22 protein-coding genes and 1 pseudogene are annotated in these 25,121 nt (G+C 38.2%); 11 read left to right on the top strand and 12 right to left on the bottom strand.

Going from position 1 to position 25,121, the window contains the following annotated elements; translation table 11 throughout:
- Positions 1–2 precede the first annotated feature (2 nt).
- The 3 genes from guaD to puuE are packed head-to-tail and all read left to right on the top strand — an operon-like array spanning position 3 to position 3,518.
- Positions 3–1,367: a guanine deaminase gene (guaD, locus tag GQR52_RS18690; RefSeq protein ID WP_165729412.1), complete on the top strand. Its 1,365-nt coding sequence runs from the start codon at positions 3–5 to the stop codon at positions 1,365–1,367.
- A gap of 5 nt (positions 1,368–1,372) precedes the next feature.
- Entirely contained in the window at positions 1,373–2,584 is a 1,212-nt protein-coding gene (locus tag GQR52_RS18685) for a urate hydroxylase PuuD (protein WP_165729411.1), read from the top strand.
- 1 nt (position 2,585) lies between these two features.
- Entirely contained in the window at positions 2,586–3,518 is a 933-nt protein-coding gene (gene puuE / locus GQR52_RS18680; RefSeq protein WP_165729410.1) for an allantoinase PuuE, read from the top strand.
- A 68-nt stretch (positions 3,519–3,586) separates the two neighbouring features.
- On the opposite strand, the gene GQR52_RS18675 is transcribed toward puuE, so the two are convergent.
- Positions 3,587–6,088 (bottom strand): S8 family serine peptidase, encoded by a 2,502-nt coding sequence (locus GQR52_RS18675; RefSeq protein WP_101216331.1) that lies wholly within the window; start codon positions 6,086–6,088, stop codon positions 3,587–3,589.
- Positions 6,089–6,671: 583 nt separating this feature from the next.
- Between GQR52_RS18675 and GQR52_RS18670 the strand changes: the two genes are divergently transcribed.
- From GQR52_RS18670 to GQR52_RS18655, 4 genes are all read left to right on the top strand, one after another.
- Positions 6,672–8,174: a curlin gene (locus GQR52_RS18670; protein ID WP_007584406.1), complete on the top strand. Its 1,503-nt coding sequence runs from the start codon at positions 6,672–6,674 to the stop codon at positions 8,172–8,174.
- A 95-nt stretch (positions 8,175–8,269) separates the two neighbouring features.
- Positions 8,270–8,614 carry a curli production assembly/transport protein CsgE gene (locus tag GQR52_RS18665; RefSeq protein ID WP_085999476.1) on the top strand — a complete coding sequence of 115 codons (345 nt, stop codon included), beginning with the start codon at positions 8,270–8,272 and terminating at the stop codon, positions 8,612–8,614.
- Positions 8,604–9,029, top strand: coding sequence for a curli assembly protein CsgF (locus tag GQR52_RS18660; RefSeq protein WP_165729409.1), 426 nt, complete (start codon positions 8,604–8,606; stop codon positions 9,027–9,029). The genes GQR52_RS18665 and GQR52_RS18660 overlap by 11 nt, the downstream gene beginning before the upstream one ends.
- Entirely contained in the window at positions 9,029–9,802 is a 774-nt protein-coding gene (locus GQR52_RS18655) for a CsgG/HfaB family protein (RefSeq protein ID WP_149593246.1), read from the top strand. Before GQR52_RS18660 ends, GQR52_RS18655 begins: the two co-directional genes overlap by 1 nt.
- A gap of 77 nt (positions 9,803–9,879) precedes the next feature.
- On the opposite strand, the gene GQR52_RS18650 is transcribed toward GQR52_RS18655, so the two are convergent.
- From GQR52_RS18650 to GQR52_RS18635, 4 genes are all read right to left on the bottom strand, one after another.
- On the bottom strand, positions 9,880–10,569 hold the full coding sequence (locus tag GQR52_RS18650) for a LuxR C-terminal-related transcriptional regulator (protein WP_165729408.1): 690 nt from the start codon (positions 10,567–10,569) through the stop codon (positions 9,880–9,882).
- Positions 10,570–10,753: 184 nt separating this feature from the next.
- Positions 10,754–12,256: a trehalase family glycosidase gene (locus tag GQR52_RS18645; protein ID WP_165729407.1), complete on the bottom strand. Its 1,503-nt coding sequence runs from the start codon at positions 12,254–12,256 to the stop codon at positions 10,754–10,756.
- Positions 12,257–12,270: 14 nt separating this feature from the next.
- Positions 12,271–13,509, bottom strand: a complete 1,239-nt coding sequence (locus GQR52_RS18640; protein ID WP_165729406.1) for an MFS transporter — start codon at positions 13,507–13,509, stop codon at positions 12,271–12,273.
- 175 nt (positions 13,510–13,684) lie between these two features.
- Positions 13,685–14,692, bottom strand: coding sequence for a substrate-binding domain-containing protein (locus tag GQR52_RS18635; protein ID WP_165729405.1), 1,008 nt, complete (start codon positions 14,690–14,692; stop codon positions 13,685–13,687).
- Positions 14,693–14,996: 304 nt separating this feature from the next.
- Between GQR52_RS18635 and GQR52_RS18630 the strand changes: the two genes are divergently transcribed.
- The gene (locus GQR52_RS18630) at positions 14,997–17,249 is read left to right on the top strand and encodes a TonB-dependent receptor (protein WP_165729404.1); all 2,253 of its coding nucleotides are present in this window, start codon (positions 14,997–14,999) and stop codon (positions 17,247–17,249) included.
- A 70-nt stretch (positions 17,250–17,319) separates the two neighbouring features.
- On the opposite strand, the gene GQR52_RS18625 is transcribed toward GQR52_RS18630, so the two are convergent.
- From GQR52_RS18625 to GQR52_RS18605, 5 genes are all read right to left on the bottom strand, one after another.
- On the bottom strand, positions 17,320–17,841 hold the full coding sequence (locus GQR52_RS18625; protein WP_165729403.1) for a hypothetical protein: 522 nt from the start codon (positions 17,839–17,841) through the stop codon (positions 17,320–17,322).
- A gap of 55 nt (positions 17,842–17,896) precedes the next feature.
- Positions 17,897–19,435, bottom strand: a complete 1,539-nt coding sequence (locus GQR52_RS18620; protein ID WP_165729402.1) for an EAL domain-containing protein — start codon at positions 19,433–19,435, stop codon at positions 17,897–17,899.
- Positions 19,436–19,513: 78 nt separating this feature from the next.
- Positions 19,514–20,149, bottom strand: a complete 636-nt coding sequence (locus GQR52_RS18615) for an SGNH/GDSL hydrolase family protein (RefSeq protein ID WP_024593722.1) — start codon at positions 20,147–20,149, stop codon at positions 19,514–19,516.
- 8 nt (positions 20,150–20,157) lie between these two features.
- Complete coding sequence (locus GQR52_RS18610; protein ID WP_165729401.1) at positions 20,158–20,667, bottom strand: DsrE family protein; 510 nt, start codon at positions 20,665–20,667, stop codon at positions 20,158–20,160.
- A gap of 72 nt (positions 20,668–20,739) precedes the next feature.
- Positions 20,740–21,213 carry a flavodoxin family protein gene (locus GQR52_RS18605; RefSeq protein WP_165729400.1) on the bottom strand — a complete coding sequence of 158 codons (474 nt, stop codon included), beginning with the start codon at positions 21,211–21,213 and terminating at the stop codon, positions 20,740–20,742.
- Positions 21,214–21,289: 76 nt separating this feature from the next.
- Here GQR52_RS18605 and soxR point away from each other — a divergent pair, with 76 nt between their 5' ends.
- The 3 genes from soxR (at position 21,290) to GQR52_RS18590 (ending at position 23,876) form a co-directional block, all read left to right on the top strand.
- On the top strand, positions 21,290–21,748 hold the full coding sequence (gene soxR / locus GQR52_RS18600) for a redox-sensitive transcriptional activator SoxR (RefSeq protein ID WP_007584428.1): 459 nt from the start codon (positions 21,290–21,292) through the stop codon (positions 21,746–21,748).
- A 411-nt stretch (positions 21,749–22,159) separates the two neighbouring features.
- Positions 22,160–22,801, top strand: coding sequence for a hypothetical protein (locus GQR52_RS18595; RefSeq protein ID WP_007584429.1), 642 nt, complete (start codon positions 22,160–22,162; stop codon positions 22,799–22,801).
- The gene (locus GQR52_RS18590; RefSeq protein WP_165729399.1) at positions 22,791–23,876 is read left to right on the top strand and encodes a rhomboid family intramembrane serine protease; all 1,086 of its coding nucleotides are present in this window, start codon (positions 22,791–22,793) and stop codon (positions 23,874–23,876) included. The genes GQR52_RS18595 and GQR52_RS18590 overlap by 11 nt, the downstream gene beginning before the upstream one ends.
- 62 nt (positions 23,877–23,938) lie before the next feature.
- Here the strand turns inward: GQR52_RS18590 and GQR52_RS18585 are convergent, their stop codons facing one another.
- Together GQR52_RS18585 and GQR52_RS18580 are read right to left on the bottom strand one after the other, a co-directional pair.
- The gene (locus tag GQR52_RS18585) at positions 23,939–24,445 is read right to left on the bottom strand and encodes a transthyretin-like family protein (protein ID WP_231609722.1); all 507 of its coding nucleotides are present in this window, start codon (positions 24,443–24,445) and stop codon (positions 23,939–23,941) included.
- A gap of 396 nt (positions 24,446–24,841) precedes the next feature.
- Positions 24,842–25,121: pseudogene (locus GQR52_RS18580) on the bottom strand (hypothetical protein); the annotation flags it as partial.

Here is a 25,121-nt window from a genome sequence, read left to right as displayed (position 1 = left end):
TAATGAGCACGCAAAACAATAATAACTTAACAGTAGTTTGTGCCAACATACTCGATTTTGTAGACGACCCTGCCATAGCAGGCGACAACGCCCATCGCTATTTTGAAAAAGGCGCGTTAGTTATTCAACAAGGCAAAGTAGTTAAGCTTGGTTACGAGCAAGACATACTGCCAAGCTTAGATAAATCAGCCACTATTATTCGCCACGATGGCAAATTGGTTATGCCCGGCATGATAGACACCCACATACACTTACCACAAACCGAAATGGTGGGGGCGTACGGCGAGCAACTGCTAAGTTGGTTAACCGAGTATGCGTTTCCGACAGAGAAAAAATTTACGTGTAAGCATTATTCAAAAGAGATCTCTAATCGCTTTTTAGACGAGCTACTGCGTAATGGCACAACCACTGCCCTTGTATTTGGCACTGTGCACCCGCAATCGGTTGATGCGTTTTTTAAAGAATCACAAAAACGCAATTTACGTATGATTGCTGGTAAAGTAATGATGGATCGTAACTGCCCTGACGACTTATCTGATTGCGCGCAAACAAGCTATGACGAATCCAAAGCCCTAATAAAAAAATGGCACAATGTTGACAGGCTAAGCTACGCAGTTACACCACGTTTTGCCCCCACATCAACCCCTGAGCAATTACAAAAATGCACTCAGTTACTTGAAGAATACCCAGACACCTACCTGCACACACACCTATCTGAAAACAAAGACGAGTGCGAATGGGTAAAAGGGCTATTTCCAGAAGCCGAAGATTACTTAGGCGTGTACGAGCAAGCAAAAATGGTACGTAAACGCTCAGTATTTGCCCATAGTATTCATTTATCTGAGCGCGAACTTTGCTGCCTTGCAGATAACAATGCGGCAATATCGCACTGCCCTACCTCAAACCTATTTTTAGGATCAGGACTTTTAAATTTAAAAGCCTGTGAAGAGCACGGCATAAACGTAGGCATGGGTACCGATGTAGGCGCAGGAACAAGCTTTTCTCTGCTACAAACAGGTAACGAAGCTTACAAAATCCAACAGTTACAAGGTCAAAAGTTTTCAGCATTTAAGGGGCTGTATTTAGCAACACTCGGCGGTGCTAGAGCGCTCGATTTAGAAGGGACAATTGGTAATTTTGAAGCCGGCTGTGAAGCCGATTTTGTTGTAATGGATTGTTCGGCAACTTCGTTTTTAAAATTTAGAATACAACATGCCAAAACCCTACATGAAAAACTATTTGCAATGATGATGTTAGGCGACGACCGCTGCGTTGAGCAAACCTACATTATGGGTAAAAACGTGTATAAGCGCGATGATAACAATCAATTTTCAGACACCCGCTCACCGGTATTAGAAGAGGCTTAACTGTTATGGAAAACTATTTATTTGAGCTTGCTCATTTAGTACTGCGTTACTTTCATGTTATTGCTGGTATAGCCTGGATTGGCGCTTCATTTTATTTTGCATGGCTTGATAACAACCTACAAACACCACCGCAGTGGAAAATCGATAAAGGCATAAAAGGCGATTTATGGGCCGTGCATGGCGGTGGCTTTTACGAAGTGGCTAAGTATCAAAATGGCCCAGAACAAATGCCTCACACCCTGCATTGGTTTAAGTGGGAAGCCTACACAACGTGGATCACCGGTATATTACTATTTAGCTTACTTTATTATGTTGGCGCCGACGTATACTTAATTGATAACAGTAAAAGTGAGCTAAGTAAATTTGCAGCTATTGGCGCATCCCTTGGTTTTATTGGCTTAGGTTATGGTGTTTATCGTTTATTGTGTAAAACCCCGCTGGTTGAAAACGGCAAAGTGTTTATTGCTGTAGTTATTGGTTTATTAGCTCTGTGGACTTTTGGGGTTGATCAATTATTTAGCGACCGCGCTGTGTATATTCATGTAGGTGCGCTTATTGGCACGTGTATGGTTGGCAATGTGTATCACATTATTATGCCAGGGCAACGCTATATGGTAAGTGAAGTAGAAGCCGGCCGTATTCCCGAATCGCTCCCAGGACTAAAAGCCAAGCAATGCTCGATACATAATAACTACGCCACGTTACCTGTGGTATTTATTATGCTTAGCAATCACTTTCCTTACACGTATAGCCACAATTTTGGCTGGCTTATTTTAATTGCGCTGTTTGGTATTGGTATGTGGATACGCCATTACTTTAACTTAAAACATCAAGGCGTTAATAAACCTTCAGTACTTATAAGTGGTATTGCAGCATTTTTTGCCCTTATGCTAGCAATAGCACCTTGGCCCAGCAGTACAACAAATGCAGACGAAAACGCGCCTTTACAAGCAAGTATTACCGACGCACAAGCGTGGGATATAATCAGCAAACACTGTACGCAGTGCCACAGCGAAACACCTACCTCTGAGCTTTTTCAAACAGCGCCACTTGGCTTTAAACTCGACTCAATTGAACAGGTGAAAAAGTCGCAAGTACTTGTGCATACTCGCGCCGTAATAACTAAAGACATGCCACTGGCTAATATGACAAAAATGACAGACGCAGAGCGCGAAACGCTCGAGTTTTGGCTCACGGCACTTAAAAAGGAGCAATAAAATGAGCGAGCAATTTAAAAACTACCCACGAGACTTAATTGGTTATGGCCCACATGCGCCTCATGCAAATTGGCCCAATAAAGCACGTATTGCCGTGCAAGTGGTATTAAATTACGAAGAAGGCGGCGAAAACTGTGTATTACATGGTGATGCAGCCGCTGAAACGTTTTTATCAGAAATAGTCAGTGCTCCCCATGTAGAAGACCGCCATATAAGCATGGAGTCTATTTACGAATATGGCTCGCGCGCGGGCGTGTGGAGGTTACTGCGTTTATTTAAAAAATACGATATACCGGTCACCATTTTTGCAGTGGCGATGGCCCTTGAGCGCCACCCCGATGTAGCTAAAGCCTTTGTTGAAGCAGGCCACGAGATTGCAAGCCATGGCCTGCGCTGGATTAATTATCAAAATATAGATAAACAAACCGAGCGCGAACATATGCAACAAGCCATTTACGCCATTAAAATGCTTACAGGTAAAAAGCCCAAAGGCTGGTATACCGGCCGAACTAGCCCAAATACCGCAGCCCTTGTAGTTGAGAATGGCACATTTTTATATGACGCCGACGATTACAGCGACGATTTGCCCTTTTACAGTATTAAGGAAGGTAAGCCACAACTCATTGTGCCCTACACGCTCGATGTAAACGACATGCGCTTTGCTGCCGTACAGGGTTTTAATGCAGGGGATCAGTTTTATAATTATTTAAAAGATGCCTTTGATACGCTTTATGAAGAAGGTGACCCAGAAGGTGAAAACACCCCAAAAATGATGTCGATAGGTTTGCATTGCCGCTTAATTGGCAGACCAGGAAGAATAAAAGCATTAGCACGGTTTTTAGAATATGCCCGCTCGCATGATCAGGTTTGGTTTGCCACGCGCGAACAAATAGCCGAGCACTGGCTTAAAACCCACCCGTATAAAAAAGCATAGTTTATATTTTTTAAAACATAAAAAAGCCCAGCAAAGCTGGGCTTAAATTACTTTAGGAGTAGTGAAATTTATTCAAAAGAAACGGTGATGATATTCGAACACACATTTTCTGTTACACATAATTGGTAATCGTACGATGGTAATGTAGCTCCACGCACGTAATCACGGTAGCGTCCGTTATCTGCAGTGGTATCAACTAACTCACCATTACGGTAAACGCTTAATGACTCTGCACCAACTTCTTCCCAGCTAAGTTCTACACGCATCGTACCTAGGCGTGTTTTGTTAGCGCGTTTTAAGTTCAGTTCAAGGGTCACGTCACTTACAACAACGGCTTGGGTAAATGTATCTGTATTACCTTCACTGTCAGTAACAGTTAGTTCTACATCGTAACTACCCGATTGCGCATATGCATGCACAGGGCTTGAATCTGTTGATGTAGCGCCATCGCCAAAGCTCCAGCTCCATTGTGTAATGTCGTTATTGGCATCATTGCTTGTATCTACAAACGAGGCTGTTAAACCTTGCGTATCAACAGTAAAGCCTGCACGTGGCGGTTGTGCACTTACTTCGCCTATAGCGCTAAGCGTAAGTGACCAGCCATTAATTGTGCCTGTATCAGCGGCTGCAGTATCTTCTACATGAAGAGTCCAGTCACCATTTGCTACTTCGCCATTGAATGCACTAGACGTGAAGCTCTTAACAATATCATCGTTACTACCACCAACATTGCTTTGCAATGTTACCTCTGTACCTTGTGCAGATATTAGTTTTACAACTAAATCACCAGAGTAAGTATGAGTAATATCAACATCGGCGGTTGTGCCAAATACGGTTAAATCATCAGAAACATTAATTACTGAGCTAATCCCCTGTGGAGAATTATCTGGAATTGCTACGCTACCAGTACTGCTGTAGGTAAAGTCATTTAACCCTAATGGTTGTATCATTAATTCAACCGATTGCTGTTTAACAATATCACCCGCAGTGGCAGTTACGGTAAACTCGTAATCTCCCCACTGAGTATCAGTATCGGTTTCAACATTTAGTATCACGTCATCACCAGGGCGCGCTGTAAGCGATGATAAATAAGCACCACCTAATGTTGTTGATAATTCAAGCGTTACTTCCTCATCCCACTCGGCAATTGAGCCAATTGTAAATGTATAGCTTGTAGCCTCTCCAGCTATAATTTGTTGGGTAAGCGGGCTAGCTGATATTTTAAAACCAGGAGTTGGATCCGCATCAATAAGTGCTTGGTTAACATTAAGTCGCGTACCGGCTACCGTTTTCCCCTGCAGTGCAGCATTAGCATCGCCCGAGCTCATTAATAAATCTTTAAGTTCTTGAGTAGATAACTCTGGATTAATAGATAAAACTAGCGCAGCTGCGCCAGCAACATGCGGCGTTGCCATTGACGTACCAGAATACGATGCATAACTTTCACCCGGTGTAGTAGATAAAATAGCTGTACCTGGTGCGCCCATATCAACACTGGTTAAGCCCCAATGAGAGAACCACGAAATATCATCAGTTTGGTTAGTACTTGCAACCGATAGAACACTCGCATTTTCGTAGTTTGATGGATAATGTGGGTTTACATCGTTATCAATAGTGTCGTTACCTGCTGCAGCTACAAACAGTAGCTCCGCAGCTTCACTTGATTCGATTGCATCAGCCAGCGCTTGGCTATAGCCACCGCCACCCCAACTATTATTTAATACGCGGATGTTAACACCAGAGTTTTTTAGGCCAACCATGTAATCAATACACTTGATTGCATCTGATGTTGATCCATTACCTGCTGCATCTAAAAACTTACAACCAACAAGTGATACTTCATGATTTACACCCACTACACCCACAGAGTTATTACCACTCGCACCTATAGTTCCAGACACATGCGTTCCGTGACCTTCATCATCCATAGGGTCGCCAGTATTGGTAATCGCATTGATACCATGAATATCATCGATAAAGCCATTACCGTCATTATCAATACCATCGCCTGCGATTTCAGAGGTATTTACCCACATATTGCTCGCTAAATCGCTATGGCTATAATCAATACCTGTATCGATTACACCAACAACTACATCACGACTACCAGTAGAAATAGTCCACGCTTCTACAGCATCAATATCAGCGTCTGCCGTACCACCGGTCTGACCTTCATTATTTAGGCCCCAAAGCTCATCAAAACGAGGGTCGTTAGGTGCGCTCGCAATACTTACTCGGTAATCTGGCTCAACATATTCAATAGCTTGATGAGACTTTAAACGCTCAATAGCTTCTTTAGTGCTCATGCCAGACACTTTAAATTTAGCAAGGCGACCTGAGAATAATGATGTGAAGTTATCATCAACTTCATCATTATTTAAATCTGTAATTTTTGCTTTAACCAAGCTTCGTGCTTGTTTACGCATTTGAGGTGTTGCATTTTTTTTATATTTAACAATAACAGAGTCACTGCTTGCAGCTGCTTGTGGAAGAGCTCCTGCATCAGGTAATTTAGCCGAAGCCAAACAAGGTAGTAAAGCAAGCGTAATAATAGATAATTTTGTTTTCATTGTTCTATCCATAGTTGGGTTAGCTTAGAAGTACTAAGCGGGTTTGTTCACTATTTCAAGTACAAGGGATCACGTGGCAAGTTATAAGCAAACTAGTAAATACGATATTTGACAAGTTAAAAAGTTAAAAAGAATTAAAAATCATAAATTTTGACCAGTTTGGCTATAAAAAAAACACTAAACACAGTCATTTTAATGAACTGCCCCATTACAACCTTACCCATTATAGGGTCAAACTTTTTTACTGCTTTTGCTTACTATTACATTAAAACCCACCAGTTACACACATAAACCAATGATAATAAAAGGTTAATTATTTGGTAAAAAATGATGATTTAAGAAAATGAAATAGGGGAATACAGTTAATGGGTGATTATGAATTTGAGCTTAAACTTTGTTAGTTCAATATTTATGACAAATTAAAACTTAATTATTTATAGTCACATATTACGCTTCACCTACTTCTAAAGTTACGCAAGCGGATCACAAAAAATATATCGGCACGGCATGCTGAAACAACAAATACCTTATTAAAACCTATAACATTTAGGGTATTTGATTTTAATATTTCAAGGAGAAAATAATGAAGTTGAATAAATCACTTTTAAGTTGTGCTGTTGCAATAGCAATGGGTACCAGCTTTGCCTCATATGCAGATACCGACAACAAATCAGCATCAAACTCAGAACTTAGTACAAAAATATCTATACTTAGCACCGCTAATTCAATGACATTGGCGCAATCGCAAAATAATAACACCGCGATTTTAATGCAAGAGGGAGATAGTAATACTATTGAGGTTTCGACTACTGGAAACGAGAACACAACAGAAGTTACTCAATTACAATCAGGTAATTATGTTGGCGTAACAACAATTGGTAACAACAACGAGCAAGTATATGCCCAAGATGGCGTTGCCAACGGTGTAATTACCGAAGTTACTGGTAATAATAATTACCTAAATGTTTTGCAAAGTGGCCAAGGCTTTTTTGTAAACAACGAAGCTGTCAACATGATTGTTGGTGACGACAATATCGTTGATGTAGAGCAAGGCACTGGTGGTCATTGGTTTTACAACTTAGATATGAAAGGTAATGGCAACGAAATCAGTTCATTACAAACAGGTGAGTGGCATGAAGCTGAATTAACCTCTGTAATGGGCGATCAGAATAGCCTGAGTCTTGAGCAAAACGGTTACTGGAATACCTTCAAAGTGAGTTCTTTACAAGGCAACGATAACGAGCTTGATATTGAACAAGACGGCGATCGTAATACTGTTACCTTCACTGATATTTTAGGCGATGCAAATGAGCTTTCAATTGAACAAGAAGGCAATACTAACGCAGTAACATTTGTAGCTGTATTAGGCGATGAAAACGAAATTGATTTAGACCAAGAAGGTTCTTTAAATACTATCGAATCAAACTTATTCGAAGGTCAAAACAACGAAGTTACAGTAACTCAGGTTGATTTAAGCAACTCAACAACCGTTGATATTATTGGTGACGATAATGAATTAACGGCTACACAAGTTGGCTTATTAAATGATGCTTACATGGGCGTTTTAGGTACCGATAACGAATTTATGATTAACCAAGTAGGTGAATCAAATTCAGCACACGTTGTTAACTTTAATGGGTCTGAAAATGACGTTAACGTTATTCAGTCTGGCCAAGAAAACACTGCTGTTGTTGAGTCTTCATATCCTGATATATCTCTAACATCAAACGACAACGATATCGATATTATGCAAAATGGTTCTCAAAACGAAGCCATGGTTACACTTGCAGGTATTTTAGATAGCAACATGAACCAGATTGACCTAGCTCAAACAGGTGAAATGAACGTAGTTGATATGATGGTTGAAGGTAATGGCCACAGCATTGATATTTCACAAACTGGCGAAGGTAACTGGGTAGTTGGAATGGAGCAACCTGCATTTTTAGTAGGTGGCGAAAACGTTTCGTTTAGCGTAACTCAAATGGGTAACGATAACATTGTTGAAGGCGCCGTAATTGGTTTCAACAGCACTGTTTCAGTGACCCAAATTGGTGACGGTAACGTGACTTCTATTACTCAAATGTAATTATTGAGGTTGGGGAGAGCAACTCTCCCCATTTAGTTATGCATAATAATAAAAACCATTACCAAGTATTATTACTTACGCTTTCTCTGTTTTTAATGCCCGCATCTTATGCCGCTGAAGAGTTGGAGATTGACGGCCTACTACTTGATAGGAGTATTAGCCGCTTTGGTCATCAGTTCTATTTTGAGTTTTCTAATTACTGGCGAGATCTCCCTTCAACTGCAGGTTTTAACATTGAAATTAAAGAAACGGTCATTCCAAAAGCAGGCACAAAGCTGTCGTTAATAATGAATAACCAACTTGTTTACGCAACTTACTTAGGTAGACGACTAGAGCCTTTAAATGAGCGTGTGGAGCAGGCTGTTTATACAGTGATAGATGCAATGGCTCGCGAAAACATGGCAGTGTCAACACCCGATATGGCTAAAGATGGATGGTAAAATGAAAAATATAGCCCTTATAATAATAACAACATTAAGCTTTTCAGCAGCAGCAACTGAAATAATTTACACCCCAATTAACCCAAGCTTTGGTGGTAACCCACTCAATGCAAATATGCTGCTGAGTAAAGCCCAAGCTCAAAACAAGCATAAAGCACCGGTAGTAGAAAAAGGTTACGCTGAACAATTTCAAGAAACTCTAGAGCGCACCTATTTAAATCGTATGGTAAGAGAAATTACCGATATGGCATTTGGTGAGGACATAGAAGATAGCCTTTTTAATCAGGACTCTATTTTTATGAGTGGTGATTATCAAATTGAAGTTATAACCAGCACAACCGATTCTATTACAGTAAAAATTACAAATATATTAGATGACTCTGTTGTGATAATTGAAGTACCGAGGTTTGGATAATGTATAAACTACTAATAACAATAACATTACTGGGTTTGAGCGGCTGTGCAAGTTTGGGAAATCTTATTCCACCATCACAGCAAAAAGCTATTAGCTTAGAGCCAACTGAATTATTTGCAGACCTAAAAAACCTACCTAAACCTGTCGGTAGTATTCCGGTATCTGTTTACTCATTTAGAGATCAAACAGGGCAATATAAGCCGCAAACTAACGTAAGCTCATTTTCGACGGCCGTTACTCAAGGTGCTAATTCAATACTTGTACAAGCACTGCACGAATCAGATTGGTTCACGCCGGTAGAGCGCGAGGGTTTACAAAATATTTTAACTGAGCGAAAAATTATTCGAGCGGGCCAAGGAGATAATCCTAACCAAGCTGATTTACCTCCACTTACCACCGCTAAAATTATTTTAGAAGGCGGTATTATAAGCTACGACACCAATGTAAAAACAGGTGGCTTAGGCATGGAGTATTTTGGAATAGGCGCCTCTGAGCTTTATCGTGAAGATGCTATTTCAATATATCTACGCGCTGTTGATGTTCGTACAGGCCAAGTATTATTGAGTGTAGCCACCAGCAAAAAAGTATTAAGTCAAGAAATGCGTGCAGGATTTTTTAGATACGTGAGCTACAAACGTTTAGCCGAAGCAGAAGCGGGCTTTAGTGACAACGAACCTATGAGCATTTGTGTAACACAAGCAATAGAAAAAGCACTTACAGACCTTATAACAAAAGGTATTGATAAAGGCTTATGGGCTAAAAAAGTAAGCTAATCACACTGGCAGTCCTAACAAATAAAAAAGGCTACGCAAAGTAGCCTTTTTTATAGGAAAATTTAATGCTAAATAAGCTATTTAGCCATTGGCAATAATACAGAAACGTAGCGCTGAGCCCAATTAGCAAGCTCTACCCTATTGCGTGAGTTCGTTTTTTTAAACGCACTGTATAGATGTGTTTTTACGGTATGATCACTAATATTGAGTTTGTCAGCAATGGTATTGTTACTTGCACCTTGTGCAATTAGATGAATAACAGACTTTTCTCGCTTTGTTAAATGATCGTAATCGTCCTGCTTTAATTCAATATCGTCGTGTAGACCATTAAATGACGATGCCACAGCTAAAATATCACTAAATGCTTTTGAAATTACTTTACGCGTAAACCAAAGCTCGCCGCTATTAACCCGAACTAACCCTTTAAAAATATCCTCTGGCGCATCAGATTTATAAAAAACGCCATTAAAATGGTTAAGTAATAAGTTTTGCTCGCATACATCTTCTCTATCAACATTAAAAATGACAACACTATAATGTTTAGCTAAACAAATAAGGTCTGCTGGAATGAGGTCTTGCCATTTGCTTTTAGCACCGTCAATTAAAAATAAATCATAATTAGCTCGCTGCTCTACTTTAGGCACAACATCATCCATTTTAATATCACCGAACAGAGCTTGCAGTGTTCTTAAAATAGCGGTGTAATTATGCGAATGAAAAGATGATTGAAACGTTGTTTTTACAAATACCGAGTTTGTATGGGGCATAAATTTCTTCCTTGAAACATTTACACCACATTACCTAAATCAAATACAACTTACAATGAGATTTTGGTATTAAAATACAGTTATCGCTTCTCATCCTTAAATAAATAAAACAGAATAAAATCAATGCTTAAAATTAAAAATCGAGTCAATTAAATTGCTTTTATAAGATAAATAACAGATCGGATTAGTCGTTTAGTAACTTATAAAATCGAGTTGTTACACCATTTGTCCAACCAAAACCTTGCTGCACTTGGTACTCCCCACCACTTGCTAAAACGTTAGGGGTGCACACATTATATTTTTCGAGCAAGCACTTATTTATCTCAAAATTTTGCTCAACCATCTTTATCCAGTTTTGCATTATATTCGAGCTTAATTGTGTAATACCGTAATTATTAAGCCCTTTTACAGCAAACCACTGTAATGGTGCCCAACCATTTGGGCTGTCCCATTGTTGTGATGTATGAGTAATGGTTGTAACAATACCACCCTCTTTTAAAAAATCATTGGCTAACAATGTTGCTACTTTGGTAGCTTGGTCATTACTGGCTAGATTAACAAACAAAGCGGTAGAGGCTGCAGCACTAAGTACCTGAGATTGAGTGGCTTTACGGCTATTATAATCAACAAAAAAACCGATAGATTCATTCCAAAGATACGTGTTTATAAGTACTTTACGATTGCCAGCAAGTAATTTGTAATGCTCAGCTTGCTTACTATTGCCGAGCAGTTTAAAAAACTTACTTAACTGATTTTCTAAGTTATACATAAGGGAGTTTAAATCAATAGGAACAATATCGGTTGTTTGAATAGAGCTTAGCAAATTAGACTCCCCCAACCAACGAGAACTGAAATCCCACCCCGACTCACACGCAGCACGAATATTACGATAAAAATCAGCTTTTTGATCATCAGCCAACTCTTGTGCTAACTCTAAATCTTCTCGTAGTGACTCAGCCCTTGGCTCGCCCGCATCATCCCAATAACGATTTAAAATACCGCCACAAGGCATTCTTACCACACGGTTTGAACTCAACATATTATCTGAAAGCAACTGCGCGCCTTGCATCCAAAACCTATATTCTTTTTCAAGCGCTGCCACACACATATTAAGCCATTGCATATTAAGCGACTTACTGTGTGTATGCTTCCATAATAATTCGACCATGAGTGCTAAAACAGGTGGCTGCGAGCGTGACAAATAATAACGGCGGTTACCATTTGGAATACTGCCATAATCGTTAATTAAATCGATAAAATTAAGTAGCATATCTTCAACTACATCACCTTTATCTGCATCAATTAAACCCAAGGCTGTAAAATAGCTATCCCAATAGTAAATTTCTTGAAAACGTCCACCAGGCACAATATAGCTGTGTTTTAGTGCAAGTAATGAGTCTTGCTTTGGAATATCGGCCTCTCTTCTAAGGCCAGTCCATAACGAATTTATATACTGTTTAACAGATGACGTATCAACTTCAGTGTCCATTGTTAGCACGGGGGAAGTAATAAAGTGTGCGTTTACAAACTCACTAAGCTGCGCATTATTTAAAGGAGCTAGTTGCTCATAACTTTTACATGCACTTTGCCAATTAACACGCGCAATTGCATCTGCAAATGTTTTACAGTCACTAAATACATGCTGTGTTTGAACATCTTTAAATAATTGGCTCTCGAAAAAACTCATAACTTTCCTTACTTTTAAGCTGTGGTTGTGTGTTGTGAGATAGCATCTATCCGTTTTTTGAAAAAAAACACGCTAATAAAAATTAAACTAATAGGAACCAAAGAAAGGTAAAACGCATGCTGGCCACTAAAGTGCTCAAATACATAACCCGTTATTATTGAGCCTGTTGTACCACCAAGTGCTGAAAAAACTACAATTAAGCCAGTCATAGCGGCATGACGATGTTTTTCAAGTGCGCTGAGCATAACGGAGTTAAGTACCGGATAAATAGGTGCCATAAAAAAACCAATTAACGGCAAAACAAATGCAGCAAGAGGAGCGTCAAATAAACTCGTTACGTTATTTTCAGTAATATTTTCGGTAAGTGGCAAGGTAATGAGTATTAAACCAGCCATAGCAATTAAACAACTGCACAATACAGCAAACCAATTAATATGTTTAAGTACTTGCCCTGCCACTAAGCGCCCAAGCGCAAGTGCTGCAGCAAAAATACTAGCCAACTGAATACTAATAGCGACAGGGAGTTTTAAAACTTCATTATTAAATGTGGGTAACCAAGTACCTACGCCCTGCTCAATTAGCACGTATAAAAAAGCGCTGATTATAAATATGAGCACTAATGGTTGATATGTTAGCTTTAGCATAGCTATAAAGTCATACCAGCTTGAGCGTTTAGTTTTACTTACAATAGCAGGCTTTATAGGCGCAGCAATGACGCTCGCTATAACAACTAGGGTTAGAGCTGCCAGCAAATAATAAACGTTAAGCCACGCGGTTGAATCGTCTGGATCTATAAAAGCAGTAAAAATCCAATAGCCGCTTAATACACCAACCATAAAAATGCCTTCAATGGTGTTTAACAATGAAGAGTGGCTGTTAACATCATCTGTTACTTGGCCAATAATAGAGTAAACCGATACTTTAACCACAGCAAAGCCACAACCAATGGCTGCGAATAAAATTTTAAATGCATAAAAGTCACTAATTAAAGCAGTACTTACACAAGCAAGTGCAACAACAGTAAGTGCCCCAAGCATGGCAAGCTTATAGCCCAAGCGAGGAATAAACGAAGCCACTAAAAATGACATTACCGCAATGGATAAATCTTTAAACCCTTCAAGAACTGAGGCCTCTGTTTTACTTACCCCTAGGGTATTTATTGCCTGCAAAATAACGGTACCTACACTATTTAATAAAATAGCGAAAATAAAGTAACTTGCTGCAATAGCCAGTGTGACTTTTGTTTTACTCATAATTGCCCTCGCTTTAGAGCGTTATTAAAACGCTATAACGACCTTTATTGTATGCCCATAATGAGTGCATACACTGTGTGTGTTTATATCAGTGAGGTTTGAGTTTAATTTAGAATAACCGCCAATGCAATCGTTTGCATTTTTATTTTAACATTAACTCAACATCATTTATAAGTTAACGTTTACTCGATTGACGGGTAATTAATTCAATATCAATGACTTGTGATTCGACTTTTTCACCAGCGAGTTGTTGCATTAGCTTTTGAACTAATAGCGTGGCTGCGTACTGTGTGTTTTGTCGGATGGTCGATAATGAAGGGTGGCTAATGTCGGCCATAGCAATATCATCAAAGCCCACTAAGGCTACATCGTTAGGAATACTTACATAGCGCTCTTTTAAGGCTTTCATTGCCCCTAAAGCAACCATGTCACTACATGCAACTATACCATCAAAATAAAGGCCTTTTTCACGCAGTAATTGGTTAATAGATTGGTACGCAGAGCTACTTGTAATATCAATAGATACAACATGTTGCTCTAACTTGTGGGATGCTAATGCAGCAGAGTACCCTCGATGACGTTCGCTAATTTCACCGTGTTCTGGGTCACCTAAAAATACAATATTTTTAGCTCCATGTTCTATTAAATGCGTAGTTGCTTGCAAGCCCCCTAAATAGTTGTCACTTCCTACAATGGCATAATTACTGGGTGTTTTAGGATCCCCCCATACTACCAGCGGAACACCTGCGTTAGCCGCATTTTCTATATTGGTTTGGTTTTTACCTTGGCCTACCACAATAATGCCGTCTGCACGGCGGCTATTAATAAAGTAATTAGCCCAATCGTCTTGCGCCATTATTGAGTTTGATAATAAAAGCTCTAACCCTTGTTGATTAAGCGCAAGGTTAATTTCGCTCACCACTTTAAGTAAAAATGGGTCGCTAATCGACTGCTCTGTTTGTTCATCAAGGTTAATTATAACTGCCACAACATTGGTTTTTTGTGTACGCAAGCGGCTTGCAGCAGTATTCAGGCTAAAATTATGTTCTTTAGCTAAGCGCTGTAGTTTGTCGCGGGTTTCTTGCTTAATTAGCGGATTATCATTAAGCGCACGCGAAACTGTTGAAGTCGATACACCTGCTAGTTTTGCTAAATCAATTAATTTAATTTTTTTATTATTCATGATTTCCCTAAATCGCCGGTTGCCACTAATTAGCCTGAACTCTGGTTGCTTAATACAATTATCTAACCTGCTGACAATATAGCATTATTATTTTTTGCTGGCGCGAACAACGTCTTAAAAAATGTTTATCTGATAAATAAGCTCAATAAATAAACCATATAAATTCATAAATAATTTACAAATAAATATTGCAAACGTTTGCATTTATCTCTAAAGTTTCAACATACACAGCTTATTTACATTAAATTTTAAGAGATAAGACTGAAAAATCACACTGTTTCACACACTAAACGGGATCACACACATGAAAATCAATAAAGCAAAAAGCACATTAGCGTGTGCAATTACTTTAGCGCTTAGCACTCAATGCGCATTTGCAGCAGAGCAAACACAAGAAAAACAGAAAGTTGAGCGCATTGTGGTATCGGGAACACCTACGGGTGTTGGAGTTAGAAAAATAGATGCCAGCTATGCGGTAACTAATATCGATAGTGAACAAATTATTAAACTGTCTCCAAAAAGCACCGCTGACTTGTTTAAAGCAATACCTGGTGTTTGGGTAGAAAGCTCAGGTGGTGAATCGGGCGCTAATGTATTTGTTCGTGGTTTTCCTGGTGGTGGTGATGCCCCATTTTTAACACTCAGCATTGAAGGCTCACCTATTTATCCTGCTTCAACATTGTCATTTTTAGAAAACTCATCAATGTTTCGTATTGATGAAACTATTGAGACAGTAGAAGCTCTACGTGGTGGACCTAATCCTGTTTTATCTAACGGACAACCAGGATTAACAACCAATTTTAGATTAAAACGTGGTGGCGAAGAAACAGAAGGCTTATTTAAATACACAACATCTGATTACGACCTACAGCGAGTTGATGCTGTGATGAGTGGTGAAATTACTGACGATTTATACTTTATGGTTGGCGGTTACGTAAAAAGCTCTCCGGGCATTCGTGATGCGGGCTTTACTTCTGAAAAAGGTAGCCAATTTACAATCAACATTACTAAAGATTTAGACAACGGTGAGCTTAACTTTTATACCCGCCAAACAGACGATCACGGTGCATGGTACTTACCAACACCCCTTAATGTTGATGGTATTGACGCTGAATATACGCAACTTGGTACGCTAAATCGTCAAGCAACAATATTTACAGGCCCCGATGCACAAGCACTTGATATTGACCTAGGTGATGGCCGAGGGTGGGACGGCCATGTTTCGGGCGGTAGTATTAAGCTAGAGTTAAAAGATGGTTGGCATTTTTCAGATCGCTTTAACATTACCAAAGGCGATGCAAATACCTACGGTTTAGTACCTAGTGGCTCAGCAACAACGGTTGGAGCAGTTGCTGATAACGGCCAAACTGCATTTGGAGCAGTTACAAACACTGAATATGCAAGCGATACCCCAGTCCAACAACTTGGTCGATGGGTCGTACTTAAAGAAATCAGCTCATTTACTAATGATTTAGCTTTTTCGAAAAAATTTGGCGACCTATCAACAACCTTTGGGTATTACACTGCAAGTACTTCAGCAAAAGATTGGTGGAGCTTAGGTAACACTGCATACCATGTACTTGAATCAGGCGGAGAAGCATTAACGGGGATTGAATGTAATCAAAGCACCGATGGTTGTGATTTTAACTACGACATAAGCTCAACAGGTGATGCGCGCACTAACGCGTTTTATGTCACCGGTGAATACAAATTTGCTGATGCGTTTACGCTTGATGTTGGCGTACGTCAAGAAAACCACGAAGTAGAATACAGTGTAGATGAGGGCCTTGACGGTATTATTACTAAAACCGTTAGCTATGATGAAAGTAAAACATCGTGGACTACAGGGCTAAACTACTCAATTAACGATGACATGGGTGTGTTTGCCCGTGTTAACCGTGGTTATAAAATGCCGTACTTTGATGACTTTAGAGATAACTTTGATGCTTACGAAGGCGGCGAAAAGCTTATTAAAGAAATAACTCAAGGCGAGCTTGGCTATAAGTTAATTACTGAATCAACCGACTTTTATGCAACCGTATTTGTAAATGAAGTTAAAGGCGACACATTTGTACGACGACCTGGCGTACCTGCTGAAATTTTAACAAACGAAGCATACGGTATAGAGCTTGATTACAACTTTAATCATGAGTCTGGTTTTTCTGTTAATTTAAATACGACTTTACAAGATGCTGAAATTACAGAGAGCCCAACAAACGATGGTAACCAGTCGCAGCGCCAACCAAAATGGCAAGTACGTGTAACACCAAGCTACGACTTTGAACTGCAAGGTATGTATGCAACTTTATACGGTACACTTTCAGCTGTTGATGATCGCTTTGGCAATAACGAAAATACGGTAACACTCGATGGCTATGAGAAAGTTGATTTAGGTTTCATCCTAGAACCAATGGAAGGTATTAAGCTTCAAGTAGCAATTGATAACTTAACTGATGAGCAAGGCATCACGGAGGGTGACCCACGTAATGCAGATTCACCAAATGGTCGCTACATTATGCCTCGCACTACGCGTTTTAGTGTAAGTTACGCGTTTTAAATAAAATACAATAGAAAGGGAGCATTCGCTCCCTTTCACTTTAATTAACCTAAACAAATGAATTTAAAGGCTACTCAATATTCGCTTTTAATTTATTTAACGCATCTACCGAAAAACCTCGGTCATAAAAATATAAAATTTCGCCACTATTATTAATAAGTACTACGCGAGAGTTATTTGGACTTTCATTACCTGTAAATTTTTGAACCGCTTCACCATCTTTATAAATAGTGATTACTCCGCCCCATAATTCTTTAGGGATGCCTTTGCGCATACCACTGTCTATAAATGTACTGAACATGCGTGGCGCCATGCCCGCAATAGTAGGTAGCTCGTAGGTAGGAAGCGTAACGCCCGCCATGTCTAAGCCAATTAACCAACGGTCTATATCAAACTGACTGTCTTGCTTGTAACCAATAAGCAGCAGTGTTTTATCTGCTTTAAAGTCGCTAGGTATAGTTACCATATTTTGTTCTAAGCTTTCGCCGTTAATAATTGGAAACTGCTTCCCTGTTATTTGTTGGTTTGGGTATTGCGTGGTACATGCGCTAAGTAGTAAAAATGCAAAAGCACTTAATATTAATTTGATCATAATAAACATAATTTTTTAAATTTCATAACGATACGTTTAGTATGGCAGCTGAGATCTAAAAATGTTGATTAGCTATGTAACTTTTAAATTTAGATGCAGTCATAGCCTTGCCATATTTCCAACCTTGTCCGTAATGTACACCCGCTGTTTTTAAAATAGCTTCTTGTTCTGTGGTTTCAATCCCTTCGGCTACGCAGGTATAATTAAACTTATGCACAAGTTCCATAATATTTGGGATCATAGAAGCTTTTAAGCCCTCAGTTGCTATATCTTGAACAAACGTACGGTCAATTTTGAGTTGGTGAAAACTTAAATTTTGTAAGTTTCTTAAATTTGAGTAACCCGTACCAAAATCATCTAATGATAAATTAAACCCCGATTCAACTAATGTTCTAAAATGAGCATGCGCAATGCTTGTATCAAGGTATTCGTCTTCGGTTATCTCTAAACAAATAATAAAGCGTGAATTGGTTAGCTCTGTAATTTGCGGCAGTAACGACACATTACCTTGCTCTACATCGCACGGAAATATATTAAGCGATACTTTAAAGCCATCAGGTAATGCCTCTATAGCGGTCAACTCTTTTATCGCTGTAGCAATCATTGCCTTAGTAAAAGTCCATGTTAAATTGTTTTTTCTGATAACCGGAATAAACTCATCTGGAAATAAAGCCCCGTACTTATCTTCAAAACGCGCAAGTACCTCACAACCAATCAGCTTGCCACTTTGTAAACAAATAATGGGCTGGTAAGTCCAATAAAATGATCCCTTTTTAAGCCCTTTACGGATACGCTGGTTAGTAGAGCGACGTGCAGCAATTCTTGCATCAACAATTAGTGCAGTCGATATGCCCGCTAAACAGGTTAAAATTAACGAAATTATTAATAATAAGTGATTATTAGAAAAAAACAGACTCCAAGGTAAGTGCACTACTACACAATAATGACTATTTGTAGAGCTGCAAACTGAATTAGTTGAGTAAGGAAAGAAAACATTACTTGTTACCTGCTGATACACCCCCTCTTTACCCGCTAAATGATGTAAAGCATTTGGTGCTTTATAAATAACCTCCCAATCTGGCGCAATAATTCCGATATTGGTAAAAGGCGTGCTCTGCATAATTAAATTATAGTCACCTTGCCTGACTATAATTACTTCCATAGGGCGTTGACTAAATAATAATAAATAAAGCTCTGGCTCAAAACGAACTCTCACCTCTTCATCATCTCGAATAAAGTCAGGCTGTTTGTCATTAATTGGTTTAGTTAATAAGCCCGCGCCAGTAGTGCAAACTAGCTGGTTATCTTTAAAAAAGCCTATATCAATTACATATTTTGCGTCAAATAAAGCGCGGCGCATCTCAAGAAGAGTCGCGTTATCACACTGTTTAAATGCCAGCTTATTTAATGGGGTAAGAATTCGACGCCTCTCTGCAATTGCACCATCTATATGAGTTAGAATATACTCAGCATCAGATTTTGTTTGTGCTGTTAACCGCTGGGCTGAAAAATTAAGCAAAATAAAGCAGCCAGTTACAAAAACTAACCCTCCGGTTAAAACGGCTATAATAGATTTTTGTTGGTACTTTTTCATAGCATCTCGAAGTTGTTAATTTATATCACTACTTTATTAGATGATTGCATAAGTCGCATTAAATTCAAACAGATCGATTTAAGAATTATTGAACGAATTTTGAATAAACTGAGTGATTTTAGCGCTTACCGTTAAATGCTGATTACTTTCAAAGTGAATCCCATCACCGGCTGTTACATTAATAAATGTATTAAAATCAATAAAAGTACATTTATGAGTAGCCCCAACGCTTTTGAATGCACTAGAGAGCTCTGTTGCTTTTATATCTGCACCTTCGTAAATACGCGAATACTGCTCGGTGATTCTTATTTTAGGTGGGCTAGCAATAATAATTTTAGGAGATTTTAAAGTACTACCTTGCTGATAATAAATATGTATTGAGTTAATTAAATCATTTAACCCATCTGCTATTAAACTAGGTGTTAAATTAAAACGTTTTTTAAGATCGTTTGTACCAAGGGCAATAATAATAAAGTCGAGCTCATGCTTATCCAAATAAGGCTTTAGATAACTAACACCATTAAGCACGCCATCAAACGGTGGATTATGCACTAACGTGCGGTTAGGCTGCCCTGCCTCTATTACGTTAAAGCCACACCCTAAGTTTTTATTTAATAACGATGTCCAACGGGTATTTTCATCAAAGCGTTTTCCCGTTACAGGGTTTAAACCCCACGTATTAGAATCACCAAAGCAGAGAATATTTTTTGTCATGTTAATTATTAAAATGGATTGAGTGTATAACCCTGCTGTTGCAGCTGGGCATGTGCTGTCATCGCCGAAAGTGACATTTGCACACCTTCAATTAGTTGTTCTGGTGCTACTTTATAATGCGTAGCCGATTGCCCACATACATAAACCACGGTGTTATTGGCCAACAATTGCTTTATTAAACTTTGATTTTTGTTATCTGCTTTAAAACGTTCTTTATATTCACTATTAGCCAATACATCAACGCTAGCACTACCATGTACCACTAACGCTAATTGAATGTTATCTGGCTTTACACCGTGTGCTATATGCATATTAATAAAACGTGCAAGTGAGTTCATTGAATTGTTCTGCTCACCTTTTTTAGCGCCATCACCAACATCAAAGGCTATTTTAAATACCGTAGAGTCACTTATCTGAACATGCTCCGGGACACTATAAAAGTAACCAAAGTCTTTAATAAGGTTTTCACCCGCTTGCGAAAATGGGCTTATAAGTAAAAGTAATAATAGGTATTTCATAAACAATCCTGTGTTTTAAATAAGTTAACCTATTTATAAAACTAACAGAAGCAAAGAAAAAAGGGCAGCTTATCATGCTGCCGATTGAGTGTTTTTATGATGATGGTTAATAAACTGCATACCTAAATAGCTAAATGTTCGTTTAAACATTTCTACAAAAATATCAGGCGCTTCAAGCGATGATGCGTTTGATAACAACGAAAAATCTTTATTACGTAAAGCCCGTAACTTCGGCTTCAAGGTTTCGTCATCCATGTAATCTGTGATCCTATCTATAAATGACTTCATTTGTACCGTAGTGTTATACCAATAAACAGGAGACGCGAACACCCAATGGTCGTACTTTAAAACCACTTCAAATAGCGCGTAAAAGTCATCATTTTTATAGTTTTTGTCATAACAATACGGCGCAATTTTATAATCATCCAGACAAATTACGCGCACATCATTTTGCTCGGCAAAGCTATTAACATGGGCTGTGGTATTGCCGTTTTTTCGTGCGCTTGAATAAATAATAACAGTATTACGCTCAAGTTTTTGTTGCATTTAGTTAGCTCCTTTTTTAATGTGGTAGAAGCTTAAAACCTCAAGTTATATTGAGGTCAACTGAAGGATTAAAATTATGCCAGTAGGACAAAAAAAATTAACCGAAGCTAACCTAACCGTTGGCTATGTAGCAAAAAGAAGTGGTGTAAAAGTATCTACTCTTCACTTTTACGAAACTAAGTTTTTAATTAAGAGCTGGCGAAATAATGGTAATCAGCGACGTTATAAACCTGATGTATTACGCCGTGTAGCTGTAATAAAAGCAGCTCAAGCGATGGGAATTACGCTCGATGAGATTAAAAACACCTTAGCTACCCTACCCGACAACCGCACACCAACAAAACAAGACTGGTCAGCACTTTCAAAACATTGGCAAGCGCAACTTGATGAGCGAATTGCGCATATGCAACGCCTGCGCGACAAAGTAGACGGTTGTATAGGATGTGGTTGCTTATCACTTAAAAGTTGCCCAATTTACAATAAAGATGATCATTTAGGCGAAAATAAAAGCGGCGCTGTGCTTTTAAATACATAGTCTTTGCCTGTGTAAAAAGTTCTCCACTTTTGTATAACAAAAATAAATACCCCTCTTAGGCGTTGGGCCAACAGCGCCTTAAATATAAAGGCTAACTACGCCTCATTATTGAGTTATTAAAGAAGGTTTTTTTAGTCCGTTTATTGGTAATACGTTACTTTGCTAACAAAATAGCCTCAGGTACTACAAAAACTCTCTATTCATTAATATAGAGTCATGAAGTTTCTTGTTTAGTTGGATCGCTAGATGATTTAAAAAACAATTTAAAATTTAGGGGAAGGGCTATACTCGAATGGTTTCTTTAATATATGTAAAAAGTATATTCAATGTGGGTAGGAGCATTGCTAACTGGTTAATTTTTAAGTATTCTTGTGCGCCTAAAAAGGAAGTAAATATTCAAGGAACAAACTGTTGGAACCAACTAATCACACCCCTGAAAACAATACAAAACCACCTGTAGTTACTCAAAAATTTTCGCAAGCCCTTAAAACGGTCGATCACAAAGAACTAAAAAGTACTGGTTTTTGGCTAAATCAATTTTTTATGGTTATTTCTACTATATTCGGCGTGTATTTAGCTGCTCAAAGCGGCTTAGAACAAGCGCTTAAATTTGACTCATTTAGTAAAATGGAAGATAACTACTATTTGCGCACCTCCTTATTTGACGAAGTTGCTGATAATGCAAACAGTATGGAAGAGTATGCTAATTTACTTGCAAAAAGCCCATCAATAAAAGAAATTGAGTATTTTAAACCAACACTCGAAAAGTACATTTGGCAAACGATGCAGTACTCTCCAACTACACTCGAAACCCCAAGTGAATTACTAACGCAAATACGTCGATTTTACTCAAGAGCTAAATTTTTAATAGACGCTGTAGCTAATAAAAGGATTTCCGCTAGACAAGCAGCTGAAGAATTAAAAGAGATTACTAATTTAATTAAAACTCAAACACTCCCTGCATTAAAAAATAGCGCTAAACAATTAAAAATGGAATTACAGCAGAATGATATTTCTGTTGGTTCGTTAAAGGAACTTACAAATGCCAACTAAAAGCTGTCCACATTGTAAAGATCATCCACTAGAAGTAACCAATTATCAGGGTGAAGAAATAGATATTTGCCGTGAATGTGGTGGCTTATGGTTCGAGAAAAATGAAGTGAACAGGATGATTTCTGAGATAAATGACGGCCCAGAAGGTGATAAATTTGAAACTCACTTTGGTGAGCCATTAGGCGTTTCTGAGCTTGACTGTCCGGATTGTAAAAAAAGTTTGGAGTGTTTTCATTTACTTGAAGCTTTTCATACCGAAATTGATGTTTGTAGACACTGCGATGGCACCTGGATTGATAAAGATGAGCTTGAAAGTGTAGAAAAAAGCCCTGAAATAAAAGCGAGTTTAGGCGAGCTAAATCAAAAAGTAAGTTGGAAAACCTACTTGTTCCAATTTTTAACGCAAATGCCTGTTGAATATAACATTAAACCACAAAAAATCCCTTGGGTTACTCGCGGCCTTATTGTTTTAAATACATTGATTTTTGCACTTTATTTTTTGAATCCAAGCTCATTTAGCTATGTTATTGATAACTTTGCTATGACACCAGCAGATTTAAGCAAAGGTAATGAGCTATGGACTGTATTAACTTGCGTATTTTTACATGGCTCTATAATGCATTTAGTCGGCAATATGTACTTTTTATATATCGTTGGCGATAATCTAGAAGATGTTTTAGGCCATAAACGCTTTCTGTTGTGGTATTTAGCCTGTGGACTACTCGCATCGTTTGCAAGCTTCATTGTAAGCCCAATGTCGAATATACCTGGCGTGGGTGCAAGTGGCGCCATAGCAGGTTTATTTGGCATGTACTTAATGTGGTTTAGACACGCAAGCCTTACTTTTATGTTTGTAATTTATCAGAAGAAACTTTCTGCAGTATGGTTTTTTGCTATTTGGTTAGGATTTAACATTTTTGGTGCAGTAACAGGCCCTGATGGCATTGATTATGGTGCGCATATTGGTGGCTTTATAGCTGGACTAATTATTGGTTATATTTTGAAAAGTAAAATATTAGAGCAAAACCCTATAATTCGTTTACTAAACCAAAATGAAGCACAGTTAAAACGTTAATCGTTATATTAAAGCCACTAATAGATAAACATTAGTGGCTTTATAAAACTTTTCACTAATTTCTATAACTTACAACGTGTATAAACTGTATAAAATTGACCCGTGTTTTTTATCGGTATATCGTATGTTATTGGCTCTTCAGTAAGTTCGCATTCAAAGTTATTTAATATATCAGACAGCAGTACTTGCTCTTCGGTGAACTGTATAGTGGTGTACCATAAGATTGAATCTTCATCTTTTTTGTTTTCAATATAAATACTCTGTAGCAAAGAGCTATTAAAAAACATGTTTGAAGGCTTTGAACTGCGTATTTTTTTGTTATTAAAATAGAAGTAGCCAGCACTATCACTTATTGCTTCATCAATATAAGTGTCGCCATAAATGAGTTCTCTTGTTACTTTAACACCTTGTTGAGGCTCACCATTATTTAATAGCCTGCCTTTTACAGGCAACGACAACGTAACGTCTTGTTTGTTAAAAAAGCCAAACATATCTGCACATCCTTGCATTGGTATTAATAAAAATAGAATAAGCGTTAAAGTCACGCTAGCCGATCTTGCCTTGATCATAAAAATCCCTCTTATATTTGTATTTTTAGCCTAACAACAAAAGCCAACTTGTGACATATTTTAAATCGCTATTCTTAGAGTTATGCCTAAATAGATTTAGTTGATTTACTGGCGATATTAAAAATAACAATAATATAAATGACTAAGTATTTATATATTAGCTTTAAGCGAGATAAGCTGATCTTAAAGTATTAGAAGTAATAAATATAAGATGTCATATTGTCAATTAACTAAAATACACAAACCGTTTAACATTCTTCGTAGAATTGATTGAAGATTATTTTTTAGACTGCGAGCCGCCTAAGTACTTATAATTAAACATATACTCCTTTAGTAAACTCAAACTATGTATAGCTCAGACTTCCTTTAAGTTATAAAGCGACTTTTATAATGCGCTTAAGGTATTCCCATAAACAGTTGTAGCGCTAAACGCTTTGCTTTGTATTTCCATGTTAGTTTTTCAATACGCTCAGGCTCACCTTTAAAGTGTAACCAAGGCTTAATTATTTCTTTGTTAGGTGTCGCTCTGAGCCAATTAAAATGAGCAGCCTCTTTATTAAATTTTTGCCATATTTCGGCTTGTTGATCAAGTGAAAAGTCGCTCCAAAATTTATTAGGTCTGTCATTTTTTTTATCAAATTCAGCGGTGGGTTCATCAAGGTGTCGGTAGGTTTCA

Origin of the sequence: Pseudoalteromonas sp. 31A1, from assembly GCF_011378815.1 — a bacterium.
Taxonomy (GTDB): domain Bacteria; phylum Pseudomonadota; class Gammaproteobacteria; order Enterobacterales; family Alteromonadaceae; genus Pseudoalteromonas; species Pseudoalteromonas arctica.
This window is presented reverse-complemented; position numbering and strand designations above follow the sequence as displayed.